The sequence below is a fragment of the Aminipila terrae genome, from assembly GCF_010120715.1.
GTDB classification, from domain to species: Bacteria; Bacillota; Clostridia; order Peptostreptococcales; family Anaerovoracaceae; genus Aminipila; species Aminipila terrae.
On sequence record NZ_CP047591.1, the window covers coordinates 345,897 to 368,429 of the forward strand.

The window sequence follows — 22,533 nt, forward strand, 5'->3', positions numbered from 1 at the left end:
CTCTCCTATCACTTATATAATGTTTTTCAATCTCATTAATTTTTCAATATCATTGGATATATATACGGAAGGAGCTAAATTTTCATCATATTTAACACAATAGCCTTTATCCGGAAATCTTGGAGAATTAATCACTTCCCCAAGCCTGCTCAGAGTAAGATTTTTCTCGAATGCCAGCTGATATTCTTCCTCAAGTACCTGCAAGATTTTTTTTGCACTCTTTAAACAGGTTAATGAAAGTTTAAAAACTTCCTTCCTGTTTTCTCCTGCCAGGAATGCAGGTAAAACATACGGTAATATCAGATTAACAGACGGCAGCAGGTTTGCAATAAAGGAATATTCTCGTTCCACGCTGTCCCCCCCTAAGAAAGGATACATGGCATCATCAATAAACCAGGTTCTAAGGTTAGGAATAAAATAAGCACAGTTCACATCTCTTCCCTGAATAGCCATTAGGTCCTTTCCTCTGCCGGATAAAACTCCTACAATTATTTTCTCTATTTTTAAATTTGTCTGCTTAAAAATAGGATCCAACTCCTTTAACCGGTGTCCTTTATGAAGCAGGTCATCCACCAGTAAAATAGGTCTGTCAAAAGAGTCTATGGTTCCTATCTGGTTTTCTAAGGTAGTATAATTAGGGAACTCTTTAATTTTAAAACTTTTTATTTTAGTATCAAAAGTCTTTTCCGTATGAAGAGTTTTTGTAACAGTATTGGGTACTGCCTTGCCATCCAGTATTTTTCCAAAAGGTACGCACATAAAAGGGCCCAGTTTTCTGATTTTTGTGCTTTCCCTTGGGACCCCATTCAATTCTGTAATCATATCTACCAGTTTGTGATGCATAATAGCAGAATCAAAAGACAAAACAAGGCTGCCTTTATAAACCTGAGTCAAAGCTGTCTGCATATTGATATGGGCCTGTTTTAAAACCTGCAGGACTTTAGCGTTTTTATTAAAAGGACCTTTTATTCTCATTTCCATGTTTTCAAACAGTATAATCGGAGATTTCATGTCAACGAAATAGACAGATAAATTCTGTAAATTCCCTATAATTTTAAAGAATCCCTGACGTTTCATGACCTCTTCTAATTTTTTATTATTTAATTCAGTCCTTGAAAACACTGGATTATACACTGCATACGTAAATCCTTTTTGTAAACAGTCAGCAATGGTTTCTGTTAGAAGTATCTGTTCCAGGTCATCTATAATATTGTTCTTACTGATTATTGCTGCACCTAATACAATTATTTTCCCGGAAGAATGCTCTCTTATATAAGATGCCACTTCTGAATTATTAAATTCATTGTATAAATTTACTGTATCCAGTTCATGAAATAAAACAACACCCAGTACCTTGTTATTATCACTTCCATTCTTAATAATCATCGCATTTACATTTTTAGTCTTTAAATAATTTTGTAAACTATCTTTTATTGCAGTGATATCACCCATGGCCGCTTTAACAGCGCATAACACTTCATGGTTATTCTGCCCAATAACTTTAAAACTTAAAGAACATGACCTTATAATGCTTTTATATTGTGGCTCTCTTAAATACAAACTGTTTTTATAAATATAATTTTGTGCCACTGTATCAATTAAGTTGGAAATATCCCTGTTGTTATCTATATTTTCCCTTATTCTGGTGGAACTGATATCTTCCAAATGAATTGGAAGTTTTAATTCTATTACATTTCCAAGTATCTGATCATATGTGTTATTCTGATTGTCTGAATCTAAATGCCCTTCTACTGCACTGGCTCTTTTAAACACAATATGATTCATATGATGTATAGAATCGGGGGCTGTCTCTTTTCGGTAAGAGGACGCATTGACTATGACATCGCTTCCTACAACCATATATAACTCCCTGTTTGCAAATATCTCTCGCAAACGTCTTAAATCAGCAGGATTTGCAATATTAACGGAGATATCGTCCGGAAATATATATACATCGCCTTCATCTGCCACGGACATACTGACAATTTTCTTTCGGATCATTCGGGGCTGAGTTTTCTTTGACCAGGAAAACTCGTCTAAGGCCAGATATACCTCAAATCCCAACTTCTTAATTTCCTGCACAATCCCTTTATGGCTGAGTGAGAAGGGATCAAATGTTCCAGGAAAGAAAGCAACTCTGTTATTATCTTTAAAATCAAAGTTTCCATATTGCATGATATAATCTGTAATAAAGCGATACAAATGATTTAGGGCAGCTGCATTATTATAAAATGACAATTCATTTTCTTTTTTATCTGCAATAAGTGTAACAATCTTCTTATAAATTTTTTCAAAAACAACTTTTTTATCCTGAAGAAATAGTTCACTGCTGCCGAAAATGCTCTGTCCGATAACCAGAAATGCCTCCTGGCTTACTATTTCATCATAATTGGCGTAACCTCTGATTAACATACCAATCATTAAATCCCTGCGATTTTCGTAAATTTCCGGGGACTCTGCAAAAATGTCTTTGTAGTCAGGATACTTTTTAATCATAACCCCTAAAGTGTCAAAAGTAACAGAAGCTATTCTCTGATTGGTACTGTCTGCAAGTTTTTTTAAATCACTTATTAATTCGTCTAACTCTCTGGGGTGGAGATACATAGCCAGTTCACCAAGATATTCAGGTATATATTTTGAGAATTGATATTCACCAATTTCAAGTCCCTTTGTCATTTCTATAATGATTTCATTTCTCTGGTCTAAAGATAAAAGTTTGATAACCTGTAATAATCCTTTTCCTGCACTATGTCTTACAGTGATGCGCTCACTGACCTTAACCAGGTTAGAAAAGTGAGTTGCAATATGAAGCTTTTCCTCGTACATTTCCATATTTAATTTATCCAGCAGAAATTCTATATTTACAGCTTTAATGACCCACGGGGTGCCTATTTTCAAATTCTCCAGGTATAAATCTGATTCAACCTTATTCTCTTTGTATAAGGTATACTCATACTGGTATTGCTTCTCCGTGCAATCTCCTATAGCTGATAATATTTTGTATTTTAAATAAATTACAGATACTAATTCCTCTGTAACATTCTCCATTATTTTCATAGCATAAGTTTTAATCTTGTTTATAAAGCTTTTATCAGTACTAACAGTTACTGCATATTTAGCAAACCTCAGGGCTCCTATTTTTATTTCTAAATGCTCCCTTTCTGAAAGTTCAGCTCCAAAGTTCATGAGTTTTATCACACAACTGTCACTGCAATTTTCAAGAGGTACTACCAATACAGCTGCCAGCAGCGTAAAGGCCGTCCCGTCCTGAATATTCATGTTTTCAAAATATGAAAAAAATACGTTTAAAAACTGTGTCTTCTCCTCCTCAGTCCTGCATTTTTCCATCATAGTAGCAATAAGAGTCTTTAAACTATATCCAATCCAACGCTTATGCTGTTCTGTTATTTTGTAATCCGGAAATACAATTTTATCGATGAACTGTTTCCATAGCTCTAATGCGGTGATTTCCTCTAAATCAGCATGGGCACCTTCAGGAAGCTCTTTCCTGAATTCTTCATCATAATTAACTATAATTGCTGCCATAATACCTGCAGCCAGCCTTCTTATATCTCCTTCCCTGTGCATAAGCAGTTCATATAAAAAATGTAATGTACACAGTTTTTGTTTCTGGGTCATATAAGTGGAATATTCACTGAATATGTTTAAATATGCTCTGATATTTTTCCACTGTTTTTCACTTCTTGCTTTCTCTAAAAGATTTGCAAAAGAAGTTTCGTTGTTAAAATTGCTCATTAATCTTATATTGTGTTCAATAGCAAGGAACTTTAATTTGGATATAGTCTGCTGTGTATTTAAAAGTGAGCCTCCCTTCTGCTCTATTTTCAAAGGGGCATCAGACTTCAAATCCACAGAAGTTCCCATGTTTTCTATATATTTTTCAAAATCCCTCAGCTTAGAATATACCCGAATATATCTCTGGCGTTTTGTCTCATCCACATTATCCAGTTTATTTAGTATGACATCAAAAGACTCTTTCAGTGTATAAAAATTCACTATTTCATTTCCTGCTTTATCTCTGCTGCTTTTTACTCTGAAGTCTGCATAAATCAGTACCAGTGATTCAACAGAAAGATTTTCTAATTCCAGGTCCCAGGTGGAATGGTTGGTAGCAATATGAGCAATGGTGGGCATGCCATTTTCTTTAAACAGCTGATTGGTATAATAATAGTGGAGATAAGGAATTTTTCCTGTCTCACTGGGCTTACATCCATATTTGCCCAGATCATGGCCAGCGGCAGCTCCTGAAACCAGAGCTATATCAATAGGTACATGAAGTTTCTTAAGCTGCCTTGCTATATGCATAGCTACAAAATGTACGCCTGATATATGCCCAACTGTATTAAAAGAGGTCAGTTCTTTAAAAATCAGCATGAATTCATAAATATAATTTTCATTCCAGAATTTCATAAACTTTGCATATTCCTCTTTTATGGTGCATAATTTTGCTTCTTCATCCGTAAGGAACTCTATATTTCTTGAGGGTTCAAAGCTTCTGTTTTTGTTTTGCCAAGTCAGAAAAATGCGGAATATTCGCAGAAGTACGGCCATACCAATGCTCTTTTTTCCTTGTGCTCCAGTGGGAAAGAGTTTTTCAACTGTACTGTTTTTTATAAACTCCAACCAGCCTTCCTCAGGAGCAGCTTCTAAAGATTCAATGGTAGACTGACTTACTTTAATGATATCATTGCATGTAATCTCCTCTAAAGAAGCCAAGTATCCGATATTATCCTGCCAGTCATGGTTTTGCAGCAGATTAATCATTGTCTTTCTTGATACATTGATTTCTTTTAAAAAAGCTCTGTCTGTCAGAGACACTTCCAACTGCTTATAAAGATCCATAATCGTTTTTTTAGACATAATACACCTCTTCCGCACATGTATTTATATTTGAACAATATTATTACCACACAAGCCCTGTAGCAGTGTGATTCAATGAACACTTTTTAGGCAACGCCGTATCACAATCGATGGGTTCATTATACCATCATTTCAATTATTGTTCCACTATTGTCACATTATAAAATATTTCGTCTTTTCTGAATATTGAAACTTTGTATTTTGCATACATTTTCACTATAATATCGTTGACTAGAAATTACCAAAGTGCTATATTGAGAATAAGTTGAGTACTTGTTTTCTAACAAGATTATTATGTGAAAAGAGGAGATTAAAGATGTCAAATTATGTTGAAAGAGTTATCGCTCAGTGTATTAAAAATAATCCTGGCGAAGTAGAGTTCCATCAAACTGTTGAGGAAGTACTTTCTTCATTAAAACCTGTTATGGAACAGCATCCGGAATACGAAGATGCCGGTCTTCTTGAAAGATTAGTAGAACCTGAAAGAGGAATTACTTTCAGAATCGTATGGACAGATGATGCTGGTAAAGTTCATGTTAACAAAGGTTACAGATATCAGTTCAACAGTGCAATCGGGCCTTACAAAGGCGGTTTAAGATTTGCACCAAGCGTATATCCTGGAATCATTAAATTCTTAGGTTTTGAACAAATTTTCAAAAATAGCTTAACTGGCCTGCCTATCGGCGGTGGTAAAGGTGGATCAGACTTTGATCCAAACGGAAAAACTGATGCAGAGATTATGAGATTTTGTCAGGCATTTATGACTGAATTATATAGACACATTGGCCCTGAAACTGACGTACCTGCAGGTGACCTTGGGGTTGGCGGCAGAGAAATCGGCTATATGTATGGTCAGTACAAGAGAATCGTCAATAGATTTGAAGGAGTTCTGACCGGTAAAGGTTTATCCTACGGTGGCTGCTTAGGAAGAACAGAAGCTACAGGTTTTGGCATAGTATGGTATGCTGAAGAAATGTTAAAAGCAAACGGTGAAAAACTAAAAGGAAAAACTGTTGCTATTTCTGGTTTCGGAAATGTATCTTGGGGTACTGCTATAAAGTTAAGAGATTTAGGTGCTAAATTAATAACCATTTCAGGTCCGGACGGATACATACTTGATGAAGCAGGAATCGATACAGACGAAAAGATTGCATATCTTCTTGACTTAAGAGGATCTGGTAAAAATATCTGTGCTCCTTATGCAGATAAATTCCCAGGTTCAAAATTCTTCCCTGGAGAAAAACCTTGGGGAGTTAAAGCTGACTTATATATTCCTTGTGCAACCCAGAATGAAATACAGAAGGAAGATGCACAAACATTTGTTAAAAATAAAGTTAAATTTGTTTGTGAAGGTTCTAATATGTCTTCTACTAACGAAGCTATTAAGATTATGCAGGAAGGCGGAATTATTGTTGGTCCTTCAAAAGCTGCAAATGCAGGCGGTGTTGCTACATCTTGTATCGAAATGGGTCAGAATGCCGGTCACACTGTATTTACAACAGAACAGGTTTACGAACAGCTTCACAATATTATGGTTGGTATCCATAAGGCTTGCGCAGATTCTTCAAAGAAGTACTACGGTAAGTATGACTTAGTAGCTGGTGCAAATATTGCTGGTTTCCAGAAAATTGCAGATGCTATGATGTCTCAGGGTTTAGTTTAAAATATATTTTTGTAAAGTAAAAAAAGTCTGCGAGCCATTCGCAGACTTTTTTAATTCTAAGATATGTAAAAAGGATTACCTTCAAAGGTAATCCTTTATATTTAACATTATTTATTTTATTTAGTTATTTTCAGCTATTTGCTAAGTTCTACAATTAATTCTCCGGCTTTAACCTGCTGGCCTTCTTTTACATAGACCTTACTTACAGCGCCTGCCATAGGTGCAATGATATTTGTTTCCATCTTCATTGCCTCAATAACTGCTACTGGCTGTTTTTCTTCAACTTTTTCGCCTTCCTTAACCAGAACTTTAATAATGTTTCCTGGAATATTTGCACCAATCTGTGACGGATCATCAGGATCTGCCATAGGTACAGAAGCTTTAACAACGCCCATGTTTTCTAAGTCTTTATCCTTGATTGAAACAGAATGTCTGTTGCCATTTACTTCAAATACAACTTCTCGCATACCTTCGGAATCTGGGCTCTTTACTTCAACAAGCTTAATTACAAGAATTTTACCTTCAGCAATCTTTATCTCACAAGTTTCGCCTTCTGCAAGACCATGGAAGAAGATATCACTGCCCATCATTCTGAAGTCGCCTTCTTTTCTTATGCTTTGAATATAATCAACAAATACTTTTGGATAGATAGCATAGCTGATTACCTCCTGAGAATTGCCTTCAAGTCCAAGTTTTTCCACAAGTCCTTTTCTTATATATTCAAAATCTTCTGCTGGTAAAAGTTCACCAGGTCTGCAAGTAATTGGCTTCTTATCCTTTAGAACCAGTTTCTGCAGTTTTTCTGGGAATCCACCCTGAGGCTGACCCATCATACCTTCAAAGTATGACACAATTGAATCTGGGAAGTCAATATCAGCAGCTTTTTCATAAATGTTCTCTGGAGTCAGATCGTTCTGTACCATAAATATAGCCATATCTCCAACTGCTTTTGAAGAAGGAGTTACCTTTACAATATCTCCAAGCATTTCATTTACAGTCTTATACATATCTTTTACAGCTTCAAACTTATGACCTAATCCAAAACTTTCAACCTGAGGTTTCAGATTTGAATACTGTCCACCAGGAATTTCATATTTATAAATTTCAGCAGTACTTACCCTAAGATCAGATTCAAAGCCATGATATACAGGTCTTACTGCATTCCAGTAATTTGAAATCTTCTGTATTCCATCAAGTTCAATACCAGTAGCTCTTTCTGTATTTTCCAGTGCTGCAACTAATGTGTTAAGTGCAGGCTGGCTTGTAAGTCCTGCCATACTGTTAAATGCAGTATCTACTATATCAACACCTGCTAACGCTGCCATCAGGTTTGTAGCACCACCATTACCACTGGTGTCATGAGTATGAAGATGAATTGGAATATCAATTTCATTCTTCAGGCTTTCAATAAGCTTCTTAGCTGCCATCGGCTTCAAAAGACCAGTCATATCTTTAATACCTAAGATATGTGCCCCTCTCTTTTCAAGTTCTTTAGCCATGTTGATATAATATTTCAGGTTATATTTTTCTTTGGTTTCATCTAAGATGTCTCCTGTATAACAGATGCACGGTTCTGCAACCATACCCTGTTTCAGTACTTCATCTAATGCTACTTCCATACCCTGAATCCAGTTCAATGAGTCAAAAATACGGAATACATCAATCCCTGCCTGAGCTGATTCTTTAACAAATTCACGGATAACATTGTCTGGATAGTTCTTATAGCCAACAGCATTAGCACCTCTGATCAGCATCTGGAACAAAATATTTGGAATCTTTTCTCTTAAGGTAGCAAGTCTTTCCCATGGTGATTCTTTAAGGAATCTATATGAAGTATCAAAAGTTGCTCCACCCCACATTTCAAGGGAGAATAAATTCTGTCCATAGAGAGCAGTAGCAGGAGCAATCTTTTCCATATCGATTGTTCTTACTCTTGTAGCCATCAGGGACTGCTGAGCATCTCTCATGGTTGTATCTGTCAAAAGAAGTTCTTTTCTTGAACCAATCCATTTTGCCAGTTTTTCAGGTCCTTCTTCAGTCAATCTCTGTTTCGTACCTTTTAGTTCGCTTATAACTTCTGGCTTTATTCTAGGGAAAACAGGCACATCAAACTGTGGTTTTTCACCCTTTGTTTCATTTACATATTTATTTCCAAGGAAGTTTAAAATCTTAAGTTCCGGATCATCACTATTGATTTCAAATAAATCTGGATTGTCTGCAATAAATCCGGTATCACATCTACCTGCTCTGAAAGTGTCATGATTCAACACATTCATGATAAATCCGATATTGGTTTTTACTCCCTTGATTTTAGCTTCATCAAGTGCTCTAAGGGCTTTTGCAATCGTATCATCAAAAGTTCTTCCCCATGCAGTTACTTTTACAAGTAAGCTGTCATAGTATGGAGTAATAGTAGCTCCAGAGAAACCATTACCTCCATCAAGTCTGATACCGAAACCTGAACCAGTTCTGTAAATATCAATAACACCAGTGTCAGGAGCAAATCCGTTATTTGGATCTTCCGTTGTAACTCTGCACTGAATTGCATGTCCTCTTGGCTTGATATCATCCTGGCTCTTAATATTAATCCTGTCAGAATCCAGGCTGTAACCTTCAGCAGCAAGAATCTGTGACTGCACCAGGTCAATACCTGTAACCATTTCTGTTACTGTATGCTCTACCTGGATTCTTGGGTTCATTTCAATAAAATAATGCTGCCCATTGCTGTCTACTAAGAACTCAACGGTACCTGCACTTCTATAGTTTACTGCTTTTGCAATTTTAAGAGCATCAGCACAAATTTTTTCTCTCTGTTCCTGAGTAATACATATAGCAGGTGTAAATTCTACAACTTTCTGGTGTCTTCTCTGGATAGAGCAGTCTCTTTCATGAAGATGAACAATGTTTCCATAATTATCTCCAAAAACCTGTACCTCTATATGTTTTGGGCTTTCAAGATATTTTTCAATAAAAATATCATCAATACCAAAAGCTTTTTTTGCTTCGCTCTTTGCACTTCTGAACTCAGCTGATAAATCTTCTGCTCTGCGCACAATACGCATACCTCTCCCGCCGCCACCGGCAGCTGCCTTAAGCATAACTGGATATCCGCAGTCCTCTGCTATTTTTTTAGCTTCTTCTTCGTTTTCTATAGCCTTTTCTACACCTGGTATAGTCGGAACTCCTACTTCATGTGCAACAATCTTGGATTTAATTTTATCTCCCAGTCTGTCCATCATTTCATGGGTAGGCCCGATAAATATAATGCCTTCTTCTTCACACTTTCTTGCAAATTCAACATTTTCTGAAAGGAAACCATAACCTGGGTGAATAGCATCAACACCCTTTGCCTTAGCCAGTTCAATGATTTCATTAATACTTAAGTAAACATCTACTGGTGATTTTCCTTTTCCAATCTGATAAGCTTCATCTGCTTTTGTACGGAATAAAGAATTTCTGTCTTCTTCTGAATAAATTGCCACTGTTCTGATGCCGAGTTCTCTACAGGCTCTGAACACTCTGATTGCAATTTCTCCTCTGTTTGCAACCAGGACTCTTTTAAACTTCTGCTGCATTCCAAATCTCCTTATAAATAAATAACTCAAATTTAATATTTTATTTTTTAGAAATCATTTTGTGAAATTTCACAATTTGAACAACATAAAACCTTTTATTTATATTATTTTTTTGTTCTATCTCACAATACTTCTTTAACATACAATTTAATTATACGGACTATCATATTCTCTTGTCAACGAATATTTATCGATATACTAATCGATTTTACATATATCACGATAGTTTTTCGTTATAGCAATCATAAAAAAACTTTATTTTTTATAATGGATTTCTACCTGGGGATATGGAATTGAAATTTGAGCTTCATCAAAAGCTAATTTTACATTCTCCTCAAGAAAATATTTAACATTCCAGTAGTCTTCCGTTTTACACCAGACTCTTAAATCAATTACCACACTGTTGTCTCCATGTCCGGAAACCCCCACAAAAGGTACAGGCTCCTGAAATATATCTGGATTTGATTCTGCAACTGCTAAAAGGATATCTTTTGCCTGTGCTATATCATCATCATAACCAATTCCAAATTTACAGTCTACCCTTCTTGTGGCTTCTGAAGAATAGTTCACCATTACTGCATTGCTGATTTTTCCATTGGGCACACTGACAACTTTATTATCAAAAGTTTTTAACATTGTATAAAGCAGATCGATTTCTTCAACAACACCTGACACCTCTATTATGTCAATATAGTCTCCCTGTTTAAAGGGTTTGGTTACAAGTATAATAATGCCTCCTGCAATATTGCCAAGGCTGTCCTTCAGTGCAAGAGCAACAGCAGCACCAGCAGCACCCAGTACAGCAACAAATGTTGAAAGGGGCATGCCAAGTACACCTAAAGCAGTGATCAGTAATATGGCCCATAGAATAACTTTCACAGAATTGCTGATAAAGGTATGAAGGGATACATCCAATGCAGTTTTGTTCAGAGCACGTCTTATTATCCCCAATACAATTTTTATTATTATAAACCCTACAATTAGAACAATCACTGCCTGGCCTAAAAGACCTGCAAAATGAATTAAATTATCTATTGCCTTTTCTATGGCTTTTTCTGAAATCATAAAATACCCCTTATATAATAGTAATCTGGCACATTTTCATGGCCTCAATAGCATTAGCATGACTTTGAGGCGTAACTCCCGCACAACAGCTTGAATCTACAATGATAGGAGTCTCCCAGAATCTGGACTTTAAATTTATGGCATTGCTAATGACACATATGTCTGTACAAAGTCCAATTAACATAATGCTTTCCAATGGATCTGTCAAATCTTCAGCTATTCTCTGAGTCAATTCTAAAGAGCCAAAGGTTGGTTTATCTATTACAACTACCTGCTTCCCCTCACTGGCAGCCATTACTTCCTGTTTGATTTTCCAGCCCTCCGTATATTCCACACAATGAATAACTGGTAAATTCCTGCCTTCCAGGGTATTTAGATAATTATCTCTATGGGTATCCCGGGTATAAAATATTTCTCCATCGAAATCTTTTATTTTATTTACCACGTTCTTTACAATAGAACGGGCTTCCGCAGTTCCCAAGGAACCGTCTATAAAGTCGTTTTGCATATCCACAACTACAAGAATCTTTTTCATTTCACCCTGTCTCCTATTTTATCAAATTCTTTGCAGTCTCCAGAAAATCAAGACTGCTTACTTTCTGAACCCGGCTTTTCCAATTTTCAGGCAGCACCTTGGCCCCGGAAAAAGCGCCGCAGATATTGCCGCAAATGGCCCCGTTTGTATCTGCATCATCACCACAATTTATAGCTGCCGGTATACCTTTTTCTGCATCACCGTCTACCGCATAAAAGATCCCCAGTGCCAGAGGAACGGACTCATAAACATACATACTTGCTCCTATATTGCCAACCAGTTCATCTAAGATAGCTTCCATTCCTTTATTTTTATATTCCTCTACAATCCTTTTAGCTAAAAGAATTCTTTTAGAAACCATAGGAGCAGTTATATCTTTACCAATCTTTTCACCATATACTGCTGCCTCATAAGCTTTGTTCATTATTTCTTCTGTAGTATATCCTCCATGAACTCCTGCTGCCACTGCTGCTGCCACTGCACATGCTCCCGCAACGCAAGGCCTGCTTCGATGACTTGGCATAGAAGATTCCGCCGCTGCTTTTACACAGGCTGTTAAATCACTCCAGTATTTTACTCCTACCGGAGCAACTCTCATTGCACTACCATTGGTTGTACTCTCCCCAGAGGTTTGTTCCGGATTTCTTCCCTCTATCAATGCAGTCAGGTATCTTCTGGTGGAGGGCCCTATCACTGTGGATTCAAGCATCTTCTGCTGTATAGCCCACTCTTTCATATCTTCGTTAAATGCTTCCTTATTAAATTTCCCATATTTTATTAAAACATTACTAATGATAATACTTTCCATGGTATCATCCGTAATCTCTCCTGCCTGCAGATTCCCGTGATATGCCTGCTCATCTGCTTCAGGTGTCACAAAGTCATTTATATAGCCATAAGTGGCTTTCATTTTTTCTCTGGTAAAAAATGATGCTGGCATTCCCATAGCATCACCAATTGCGCCCCCTACCAGGGCTCCGTATGCTCTGTCTAACATTTTTTTCTCCTTTTATTTCAATGCCCCATTCAGTTTGTCCTCTAAATCCCAAAACCCATGAGGGCCATTTATTCCAACCGTTATTGCAGAAGTCTGACTGCCTAACCTTACCGCTTCCTGAATGGATTTCCCCTGGGCAATTCCAAAAAGCACACCCGCTGCAAAGCTGTCTCCTGCACCAGTAGTATCCACTGTATTTACTTTCAAAGGCAGATAATCAAAGGTATAGTTTTTTTCATATACTGTACCACCATATTCACCCTCTTAAGTATTACAATTTTTTCATCATCAATCCATTCCATAATGTCATCCATCTCACTTGTGTTGGGAGTTACCATATTACTTATCTTCATCATACGCTTTAGTATATTGGGTTTGATACTGCCTACCAGAGGACTTGGATCAAACAGAATGTATCCACCTTCCTTATGGAAATCTTCAAGTACCCCAATAATTTCTTCTACTCCATTGTTTAAAAGATAATACCCTGTTACCGCTGCATATTTTATACCTTTCAGTCCATCTGAAAGAATGTCTCTTGAAAAATCCAGTTCCATACCGGTTTTAGTAAGAAAAGTCCTTTCACCGTCCGGCTCAAGGAGTACCATACAATAACCGGTTTTCCCCTCTTTTTGTACAATATAACGAGTAGACAACTGATGATCTGTCATATACTTCATGATAGACTGACCAATCCCGTCTTTTCCTACATAGGACACAATATGTGCTTCGCCTCCAAGATTTTTAAAGGTAACCGCCATATTTACCGAACAACCTCCTACGTATTCAAATTCATTGTTGATAAAACCATCCTGCCCTCTTTCAGGGAAATCTTCGATCTCAAAATATTTGTCTAAAAGTAATCCGCCAAATATTACACATTCTGTCATAATTATGCCTCCAATGGAATTTGTGCCGCTTCATCCCAGCCCACATAAACATCATCGCCCTTATTGATCTGTCCTTTTAACGCAATATTCTGCTGCTGGGCTACTACTGTTTTATCTTCTACTTCTATGGTATAGCTTGTTATACTGCCAGAATAGGTTATAAAGCTCACTTTTCCTTTTTTCTTGGTATTTTCCATTTTATCCTTAGATACACTTACTTTTTCTGGTCTTACTGCATACAGCCTGTTACCTTTTTCAAAAAAGTTAGCCTTTCCAAGAAAACTTGCCACAAATGCATTTTTAGGTTTTTCATAAACGTCAAAAGGAGTGCCCATCTGTTCAATAACGCCATTGTTCATAACAATTATATAATCAGATAAAGTCATGGCTTCTTCCTGATCATGAGTAACAAAAAAAGTAGTTACTCCCGTTTCCTCTAAAATCTTTCTAAGTTCTAACTGCATTTCCACTCTCAATTTTTTGTCTAAAGCACTTAAGCATTCATCAAGAAGTAAAACTCTTGGTTCTATAACTAATGCCCTGGCCAGGGCAACTCTCTGCTGCTGACCCCCAGAAAGCTGTTTGGGTTTTCTATCTGCATATTCCTCCATGTGCACCATTTTTAATGCATCTTTTACCTTTTCCTGGATTTCACCTTTGGTGAACTTACGCTGTTCCAGGCCATATGCTATGTTTTGTTTCACTGTCATGTGAGGAAACAATGCATAGCTTTGAAAAACCATCCCAATGTTTCTTTTATTCACACTGACACCTGTTATTGGCTGATCATCAAAATAAATTTCACCTTCCTGGGGTATTTCAAAACCGGCAATCATTCTAAGGGTAGTAGTTTTGCCGCAGCCTGACGGGCCCAGTATGGAAACCAGCGTTCCATCCGGAATTTCTGCTGATATATTATTTACAACTATATTATCACTGTATACTTTAGTCAGATTTTTTATTGTCACTTTTGCCATGATTACTTATTACCTCCCAATACACTTTTTAAGCTTCCGCCCATAATTAGTCCTACTACCGCAAGACAAATCAATGATATTCCTATTATTATTGTCGATATTGCATTTATTTCTGGTGTAAAACCAAATTTAATTGAAGATTGAATTTCAATAGGAAGAGTAGAAATTCCTGACGGCATCAGGAAATAACTGATTGCAAAATTATCAAAGCTAATCATAAAGGATAAAAATCCTCCTGCCACCATAGCTGGTGCCAGAGCCGGAAGAGTTATTTTTCTGAAAGTAGTGAATGCGTCTGCACCCAGAGACGAGCTCATTTCTTCAAGGGCTGGATCTACTGATTGCAGCCTTGCCTGTAAAACCAGCATTGCATAAGGCAGAGAAATGACTACATGTCCCGCAGCCACAAAAAATAAATTTTTATCCATATCAATAAATCGTATCATCAGCAGTATGGAAAGCCCCATAATCAGCCATGGTATACTCATAGGCATCATCATTATACTTTTGCAGAGCCCTTCCGTTTTTCTTGATAGCGATTTCATACCCAGTATAAAAAGCGTTGCCAGTATAACACAGATTATTCCTGTAACTATGGCAAGATAAAATGAATTTTCTGCTGCACTCTGAAGTGTTGTGTTTTGTGACAGATCTTCATACCATCTCAGGCTGAAATGAAAAGGCAGTGAATTATATCTGGATTCATTAAAACCCATCACCATAAGAACAACGATTGGTGTATATAAAAATAAAATGGTTACTAATACATATATTTTCATAAAAGCATTTTTTATCATTATTCATACCTCCTGCCCAGACGGTTTATGGCTGCCATACTGACAAGGACCATGGCAAGAAGTAAAAAAGCTATGGCTGCACCAAAATTCCATCCATAGATTTCAAAGAACTGGTCTTCAATAACTGTCCCTATGACGGTTCCATTAACTCCGCCTAAAATCCTTGGTTCAACGAAAGTTCCAAGACAAGGTACAAACACAATCATAATTCCTGTTATGACTCCAGGCATCGACATAGGTAATATCACCCTGGTAAAAGTGGTTAATCTTGATGCACCAAGGCAGCTACTTGCTTCAAGCAGCGAATTATCCAAACGTTCCAAAGCCATATATATAGTTATGACCATATACGGAAAAAAGGCATGGATTAATCCGATTATTACTGCTGTTCTTGTATATAGCAACCCCATTGTTCCATTTATAAGCCCGAGAGCATTCATTATTCTGTCAAATACCCCGCCATCCTGTAAAAATATGAGCCAGCTGTATACTCTGACTAACTGATTGGTAAAGAAAGGGATAATCAGTAATACCATTACAATATTTTTAAGACCTTTTAGATGCTTGGCCATTATGTACGCCAAAGGATATGCTATCACAAGACTGATAACCGTAACTAAAAAGCTGTTAATTATCGTCCTCCAGGTCAGGGTAAGATAAAAGGTCTTTGTAAAAAATCTCATATAATTTTCCATGGTAAAACCCGTTCCATTATCACTTTGGAAACTATATGCCAGCATTATAAAAAGCGGTAAAATAGCAAATATAAAAAGTACCGCCATTCCTGGCAATGTCATTATTTTTTTACTTTTTTTCAAGTCCGCACCTCCCAGTAAAATTAATGTTTACCTTTTATTTTAACACATTTTTTTGTAAATTAGGAACAATGTTTACATCATTTTTTTATCGGATTTATTTATAGGCCAAGATGCTTTCCATAACTATAATCATTCTATATAATAGTAATATGTGTTGTATCAAATATTATAAGAGAAGGTACTTTTAAATGAAGAAGCGAAACATAGCATTATTTTTGTCAGTATGGCTAACAATTTTACTATTTTTTATTGCCAATCAATATACAAAAAGCGTATATGATTTAAATTTTTTTCGATATATAAAATATTCCACTCCCTTAAGTACACAGGAAAAGAATTTTTTAAAAGAAAAAAGCACCATTTATTATGTATGTGACCGAAATGCGCCGCCATTTTCTTTTATTAACCCCAGTACCGGACAATATGAGGGACTGGCTTTAGATTATGCAACTGCCTTATCCATGGTACTTGGAGTGGATGTTCAATTTATCCCAATGGAATGGAATGATTCAGTAGAAAGCTTAAAGAATGGAACTGCTGACATATGCGATATGTACCCAAGTACACAAAGAGAAAAATATTTTCGTTTTTCCGATTCTATTTACTGGATGCAGGCAATGGTGGCAACAAGAAGTGATGAAAAGTCCATTAAAACACCTCTGGATTTAAATGGCAGGAAGATTGGAATCCCCTCCGGAGATTACGCTGTAGAATATGTAAAATCAAACTTTCATGATGCCACTATCATCGAAACATCCGATTTATCCGATTCAATACGGCAGCTAATATCCGGTAACGTCGATGCCATTATAGGCGACGAACCTGTTTTAATTTATTTAGCAAAAGATCATTTATCTGATAATGAAATCAAAATATTAAAAGAGCCTCTTTTTTCCAAAGATGTTTCACTGGCTCTTAACAAATCGGATACACAGCTACTGGAAATAATAAATAAAGGTATTTTTCAATTAAAGCAACAGAATATACTGCAAAATACCCAGCAGAAATGGTTTGGCATTTCCAATTCCATACAAATATCCAAAGCTCCCGAAAGAATCATTATAGCTTCATTGATTATCATTAACTTTCTGATGCTTATATTTATATTATCTGCAATGTATAATAAACAGCTGAAAGGTGAAGTAAGGAAACGGACACGGGAACTTTCTTCCAGCAGAAAAATTCTTCAAATGACATTAGATGCACTCCCTACTTATCTAGTTGCCATCAATTCTGAAGGGACTATATTAAATGCAAATGAAGCATATTTTACACAGATTAATGTGGAAAAAGATCACATTATCGGGCACAATTGCTCTGATTTTCCTCTTATAAAAAAAATATATGATCTTTATGACATAACTAGCGGAATTCAATCTGCCATTCGAAATAAAATGGTGGAATACAATGAAAAGTACTTTAATATTTCAATCATTCCTTTACCCTCTCAGGATCATATACTAATCGTTGCCAACGATATTACTAATGAAATTATCAATTATAAACAAATGCTTCAGGATAATAAAATGATAGCAGTAGGTCAACTGGCTACTGGAGTTGCTCACGAAATCCGAAACCCATTAGGCAATATAAGAAATTATACTTATATCCTGAAAGGTAAAATTCAAAACTCAGATGAAATCATGGAAAAGTGCTTTCATGTAATTGATGGATCAGTAAACCGGGCAAATAACATTATTACAAATCTGCTGAACTTTTCCCGGATTAATGACAATAATTTTCAGATAGTTTTATTGAAAGATGTTTTTGATACTATTGTATCTTTAGAAAAAAACTCCCTTCAAAAAAATCATATTACTATAGATCTTGACTATGATACTAATTTACAGATTCCTATAAATTCAGAATCTTTAAACCTAATACTTCTGAATTTAATATCCAATTCTATTGATGCAATGCCTGAAGGAGGCATGATATGGATTAAATGCCTTTTGATAAATGACACATTATTTCTAAACTTTACAGACTCGGGCACAGGAATTCCTGCTGAAAAAATTGAACATATATTTAATCCCTTCTATTCAACGAAAAAAGTTGGAAGGGGTACAGGGCTCGGTCTTTACCTTGTTTATACAGAGGTAAAAAATATGGACGGAGAAATCCAGGTAAAAAGTGAAGTTGGGAAAGGCACTGCTTTTAAATTTAAAATTCCTATAAAAAAGGAGAGTTCCAATGATTGATTTTAAAATACTTGTAGTAGATGACGAAGAAGAATATACAGATGCTTACAGCCTGATATTATCCAATATTGGTTATACCGTTTTAGTTTCATCCTCTGGGGAAGAATGCTTAAAATTACTGGAAGCAGTAAACGTTGATGCGGTCATTACGGATATAAAAATGGCTGGAATGGATGGGCTTGAACTACTCCAGAAAATAAAAGAAAGTTATGATTTGTGTGAAGTAATCATGGTCACGGGATACGGATCAATCAAAAGTGCAATTCAGGCTATGAAACAGGGGGCTTTCGGATATTTTATCAAGGGTGAGAGCCCAGACCTTCTTTTACTGGAAATAGAAAAACTTGTGAAAATGAAGAAATTAAAAGAAATGGCATTGAAAATGAAGACTTCTCCTTGTGCTGAATATATGATTCATACCAAAAATAAATCATTTAGTAATCTGCTTCATATAGCTCAGAAAGCTTCACAGAGTGATTCTAATATCTTAATACTTGGAGAATCTGGCACCGGGAAGGAAGTTCTGGCAAAATTCATTCATCATGAAAGCCAGAGAGCAGGCAATCCATTTATACCCGTAAACTGTCAGATGTTTTCTGATGGAGTTTTAGAATCCGAACTTTTTGGCCATGAGAAAGGTGCTTTTACCGGAGCTATTGAACGTAGGATTGGCCGTTTTGAAGAAGCAGATTCAGGTACTTTGTTTCTTGATGAAGTAGGTGAAATCCCCCTTTCCACTCAGGCTAAGCTTCTCAGGGCGCTTGAAAACAGATCTTTTGAGAGACTTGGAAGCAATAAGCCAATTCATGTTAATATCCGAATTATCAGTGCTACCAACAGGATATTAGAAGATGCCATAAAATCAGGAATCTTCAGAGAGGATTTATTATATAGAATCAATACCATAACCCTTCACATTCCTCCATTAAGGGAACGTAAAGAGGATTTAGATGCATTCATTGGTTTTTTCGTAGCCAAATTTCAAATGGAAATGAAGAAGGAAATTAATGGCCTTGAAGATGGGCTGTCTGAAATTCTCATTAACTATGATTATCCGGGTAATATACGAGAACTAAGAAATATTATCGAAAGGCTTGTGGTTTTAAGTGACGATAAGACTCTTCATAAAAAGCATCTGCCTGATTCAATGAGAGAAACCAGCAGTATAAATACCCCTATAGCTACCGTTAAGAGTCTGAAAGAAATCAGAGAAGAGGCTGAAGCAGCCTATATTACCAGTATTTTAAAAGATTGTGGCGGGAATGTAAGTAAAACCGCAAAACTTCTGGATTTAAGCAGAAGGCAGCTGTTTAATAAGATTTCTGACTATGGAATAAAAAATCAATACTCTAATAAATAAAGCACAGGGACAGTTTTAATATTTTAAAACTGCCCCCTGCTATTTTAATTACTACAAATAATAGGTGATAATTTAATCATCCTTTATGCTCTTCGTTTTTTAAAAGCTGCATATACAGGAAATCCTATGACAATCAGCACCAGCCCTAATAAAGAAGCATTAAAACTTGTAACCAGAGCGTTTACCACAAATACAACGCTTACCAGTATGAATACGATAACCACAAATGCCGGCGCTTTATACGGTCTTTCGATTGCTGGATATTTTTTTCTTAAAACAAAAACTGAAATACCTCCCAGGGCATAAAATGCAAATGCTGCAAACACGGTCATAGAATACAGCTGATCAAAAGAATTTGTCATAGCAAGGACACATGCCCATACCCCTCCTACAATAAGACTAAAGCCGGGTGTTTTAAATTTGGGATGAACTTCTGCACATTTTTTAAAAAACAACCCATCTTTGGCCATAGCATAATAAATTCTAGGTGCTGCCAGGATGTTTGCATTATTGCTGCCAAAACAGGATACCATAATTGCAATGGAAATTAAAGCTCCACCTGTTGGCCCTATTACCTTAAGTGCCACATCTGCAGCAGGTAAAGTTGCACTTGCCATTTCACCTAGTGTCAACACATTTAAATAAGCCAGATTTGTAATAATGTAAATGACTATAAGTATTATCATCCCGATACTTAAAGCAAGTGGCACATTTTTCTTTGGATTTTTAACTTCTTCTGCTATAAAAGTAGTATAATCCCATCCCTGATAGCCCCAAAGCACAGCAATCATGGCTAATCCGAAGGTACTTAAATTTACTCCGTTCAGAGTAAAGAAATTTTGAAAATTACCGCTTGCCAGTTCTGGGCTGATAAACAGACCTGCACCAATCAAAATCAAAATCGCTGCAACTTTGGCCACAGTAAAGATATTGTTAATTAAACTGCCTTCCTTTACCCCAAGATAATTTATTATGGTTAGTACTATTATTACAGCTACAGCTATTAATCTTAGTCCCATATCCCCAAAGGTTGGGAAAAAGTAACCTGCATAAATACTAAAAGCTGCCGCTACACTGGCAATACAACCTGGCTGCACGACTAAAAACTGTGTCCACCCATTTAGAAATGCTATTTTCTCCCCATATGCTTCCCGAAGATACACATATTGTCCGCCTGACTGCGGCATAGCTGCACTTAGTTCAGAATAAGCCAAACAACCTGCTAAGGATAATAACCCTCCTACTATCCAGGCTACAATGATTAGAAATGGGCTTGGTAATTGCTGAGCCATAGTGGATGCAACCATAAATATACCAGATCCAAGCACCCCTCCGATTACAATATTAATTGCAGAAAATAAAGTAAGATCTCGTTTTAGTTCTGTGTCTGTAGAAGTAAGTTTCTCAATATGAGAACGTGTGTCTTTTAAATCGCTCATTTTTTCCTCCCTTTAAATTTTAAACATTATAATATCCTATATTGATATATAGAGCAAAAATGGTGCCACATCTATAAAGAGCGTATTTAATTGCGATCACTCACTTTTCTTCATGAGAACAATTGTATCTACAAAAAAAAGTGGGCAATTTTTTGCTCACCATAGCAAAAAATTGCCCACTTTATAGTTCTAAATTATAAGAGTTTATTCTGCTTTAACTTCTGTCCAAAGTTCATTCCAGTTATTCTTCACTTTATCTGTTCTATATTCCATAAAGTGCAGACGGTTCAGCGATGCTTCATCCATTCCTGCTGAAGCTGCGTAAGCTGGATCAATAGAATCTGCTGCGGCTTTATTTACAGGTGCTGGTCCACCACTTGCTGCCCAGTTATACTGGAAATCTTTACTAATCATCCAGTCTATGAATGCATAGGCAAGATCTTTATTCTTACTTCCTGACGCGATTGCCCAGTTATCAACCCAGCCAATGGCTCCATCTTCAGGAACAGTAAATGCAATTGGCTGGCCTTCTTTCTTCATGGATGCTGCCTGGCCTGACCACATCAAACCGATATCAATCTGTTTTCCTGCAAAAAGTTTGGAGAATTCATCTCCTGTTTTCCAGTAAGTTTTATTTAATGCCTTCTGTTCAACTAACTTTGCCTTAATAGCATCTAAATCTGAAGGATTATTAGGGTCCTGACCTAAAGCGATTGCAGCAGCCATTACTGCATCATTATAGTCATCACGGAAAGCAATTCTCCCAGAATATTTTTTGTCAAATAATGCAGACATGGACTTTGGAGCTTCCTTGATTACATCTGTATTATATGCGATAGCAGTTGATCCCCATACAAATGGCACTGCATACATTTTATTATCTTTAAAACACTCTTTCTGAGTTTTAAATTTATCAAACATACCATCAAAATTCTTCAATTTTGAATTGTCGATCTCTGCCAGAAGGCCTTCATCAATAGCAGCTGGCAATATGGAGCAGTTTGGAAGACAAACGTCAATTTCTCCGGCCTTTGAGGTTCGCAGCTTTGTTAAAAGTTCTTCTTCACTGGACATATATGTGTTTACTATCTCACAATTATATTTCTTTTCAAAAGCTGCAACAAAGTCAGCATTATCTGATCCATAATCTTTCCAGTTTACTACATAAAGTTTTGTTTTTTCTTTACCTCCGGTATTTTCACTGGCTGATTTGTTTCCGCAGGCTGCCATGGAAAGCACCAGTGAACAAATTAAAGCACCAGCTAATAGCTTTTTTAGTTTCATTTTATATATCCTCCTTGTCTGGCTGTTAAACGCAAGTTCATGTATATACAC

15 protein-coding genes are annotated in these 22,533 nt (G+C 36.4%); 3 read left to right on the top strand and 12 right to left on the bottom strand.

The genetic code is table 11. The features are described from left to right. Positions 1 to 12: 12 nt before the first annotated feature. Complete coding sequence (locus Ami3637_RS01660; RefSeq protein ID WP_162361050.1) at positions 13 to 4,881, bottom strand: nicotinate-nicotinamide nucleotide adenylyltransferase; 4,869 nt, start codon at positions 4,879 to 4,881, stop codon at positions 13 to 15. A 316-nt stretch (positions 4,882 to 5,197) separates the two neighbouring features. On the opposite strand from Ami3637_RS01660, the gene gdhA reads away from it, so the two are divergent. Beyond that, complete coding sequence (gdhA, locus tag Ami3637_RS01665) at positions 5,198 to 6,544, top strand: NADP-specific glutamate dehydrogenase (RefSeq protein ID WP_162361051.1); 1,347 nt, start codon at positions 5,198 to 5,200, stop codon at positions 6,542 to 6,544. Between the two features lie 134 nt (positions 6,545 to 6,678). Here the strand turns inward: gdhA and Ami3637_RS01670 are convergent, their stop codons facing one another. The 9 genes from Ami3637_RS01670 to Ami3637_RS01710 form a co-directional block, all read right to left on the bottom strand. After that, positions 6,679 to 10,119, bottom strand: a complete 3,441-nt coding sequence (locus Ami3637_RS01670) for a pyruvate carboxylase (RefSeq protein ID WP_162361052.1) — start codon at positions 10,117 to 10,119, stop codon at positions 6,679 to 6,681. A 255-nt stretch (positions 10,120 to 10,374) separates the two neighbouring features. Continuing rightward, entirely contained in the window at positions 10,375 to 11,184 is an 810-nt protein-coding gene (locus Ami3637_RS01675; protein ID WP_162361053.1) for a mechanosensitive ion channel family protein, read from the bottom strand. A 10-nt stretch (positions 11,185 to 11,194) separates the two neighbouring features. Then, complete coding sequence (locus Ami3637_RS01680) at positions 11,195 to 11,719, bottom strand: cysteine hydrolase family protein (RefSeq protein ID WP_162361054.1); 525 nt, start codon at positions 11,717 to 11,719, stop codon at positions 11,195 to 11,197. A 13-nt stretch (positions 11,720 to 11,732) separates the two neighbouring features. After that, positions 11,733 to 12,716: an ADP-ribosylglycohydrolase family protein gene (locus Ami3637_RS01685; protein WP_162361055.1), complete on the bottom strand. Its 984-nt coding sequence runs from the start codon at positions 12,714 to 12,716 to the stop codon at positions 11,733 to 11,735. A gap of 12 nt (positions 12,717 to 12,728) precedes the next feature. Continuing rightward, the gene (locus tag Ami3637_RS17785) at positions 12,729 to 12,923 is read right to left on the bottom strand and encodes a carbohydrate kinase family protein (RefSeq protein WP_279286682.1); all 195 of its coding nucleotides are present in this window, start codon (positions 12,921 to 12,923) and stop codon (positions 12,729 to 12,731) included. Beyond that, entirely contained in the window at positions 12,920 to 13,606 is a 687-nt protein-coding gene (locus tag Ami3637_RS01695) for a carbohydrate kinase family protein (RefSeq protein WP_162361056.1), read from the bottom strand. Before Ami3637_RS01695 ends, Ami3637_RS17785 begins: the two co-directional genes overlap by 4 nt. Before the next feature lie 2 nt (positions 13,607 to 13,608). Next, positions 13,609 to 14,583 (bottom strand): ABC transporter ATP-binding protein, encoded by a 975-nt coding sequence (locus tag Ami3637_RS01700; protein ID WP_162361057.1) that lies wholly within the window; start codon positions 14,581 to 14,583, stop codon positions 13,609 to 13,611. A 2-nt stretch (positions 14,584 to 14,585) separates the two neighbouring features. Next, positions 14,586 to 15,380, bottom strand: a complete 795-nt coding sequence (locus Ami3637_RS01705; protein WP_162361058.1) for an ABC transporter permease — start codon at positions 15,378 to 15,380, stop codon at positions 14,586 to 14,588. Beyond that, positions 15,380 to 16,198: an ABC transporter permease gene (locus Ami3637_RS01710; RefSeq protein WP_243158070.1), complete on the bottom strand. Its 819-nt coding sequence runs from the start codon at positions 16,196 to 16,198 to the stop codon at positions 15,380 to 15,382. Before Ami3637_RS01710 ends, Ami3637_RS01705 begins: the two co-directional genes overlap by 1 nt. Before the next feature lie 188 nt (positions 16,199 to 16,386). Between Ami3637_RS01710 and Ami3637_RS01715 the strand changes: the two genes are divergently transcribed. Beyond that, complete coding sequence (locus Ami3637_RS01715; RefSeq protein WP_162361059.1) at positions 16,387 to 18,399, top strand: transporter substrate-binding domain-containing protein; 2,013 nt, start codon at positions 16,387 to 16,389, stop codon at positions 18,397 to 18,399. After that, positions 18,392 to 19,759 carry a sigma-54-dependent transcriptional regulator gene (locus tag Ami3637_RS01720; protein WP_162361060.1) on the top strand — a complete coding sequence of 456 codons (1,368 nt, stop codon included), beginning with the start codon at positions 18,392 to 18,394 and terminating at the stop codon, positions 19,757 to 19,759. The genes Ami3637_RS01715 and Ami3637_RS01720 overlap by 8 nt, the downstream gene beginning before the upstream one ends. Before the next feature lie 83 nt (positions 19,760 to 19,842). Here Ami3637_RS01720 and Ami3637_RS01725 read toward each other — a convergent pair whose 3' ends face one another. Together Ami3637_RS01725 and Ami3637_RS01730 are read right to left on the bottom strand one after the other, a co-directional pair. Next, entirely contained in the window at positions 19,843 to 21,198 is a 1,356-nt protein-coding gene (locus Ami3637_RS01725; RefSeq protein ID WP_162361061.1) for an APC family permease, read from the bottom strand. 204 nt (positions 21,199 to 21,402) lie between these two features. Continuing rightward, entirely contained in the window at positions 21,403 to 22,482 is a 1,080-nt protein-coding gene (locus Ami3637_RS01730) for an ABC transporter substrate-binding protein (RefSeq protein ID WP_162361062.1), read from the bottom strand. Positions 22,483 to 22,533 lie beyond the last annotated feature (51 nt).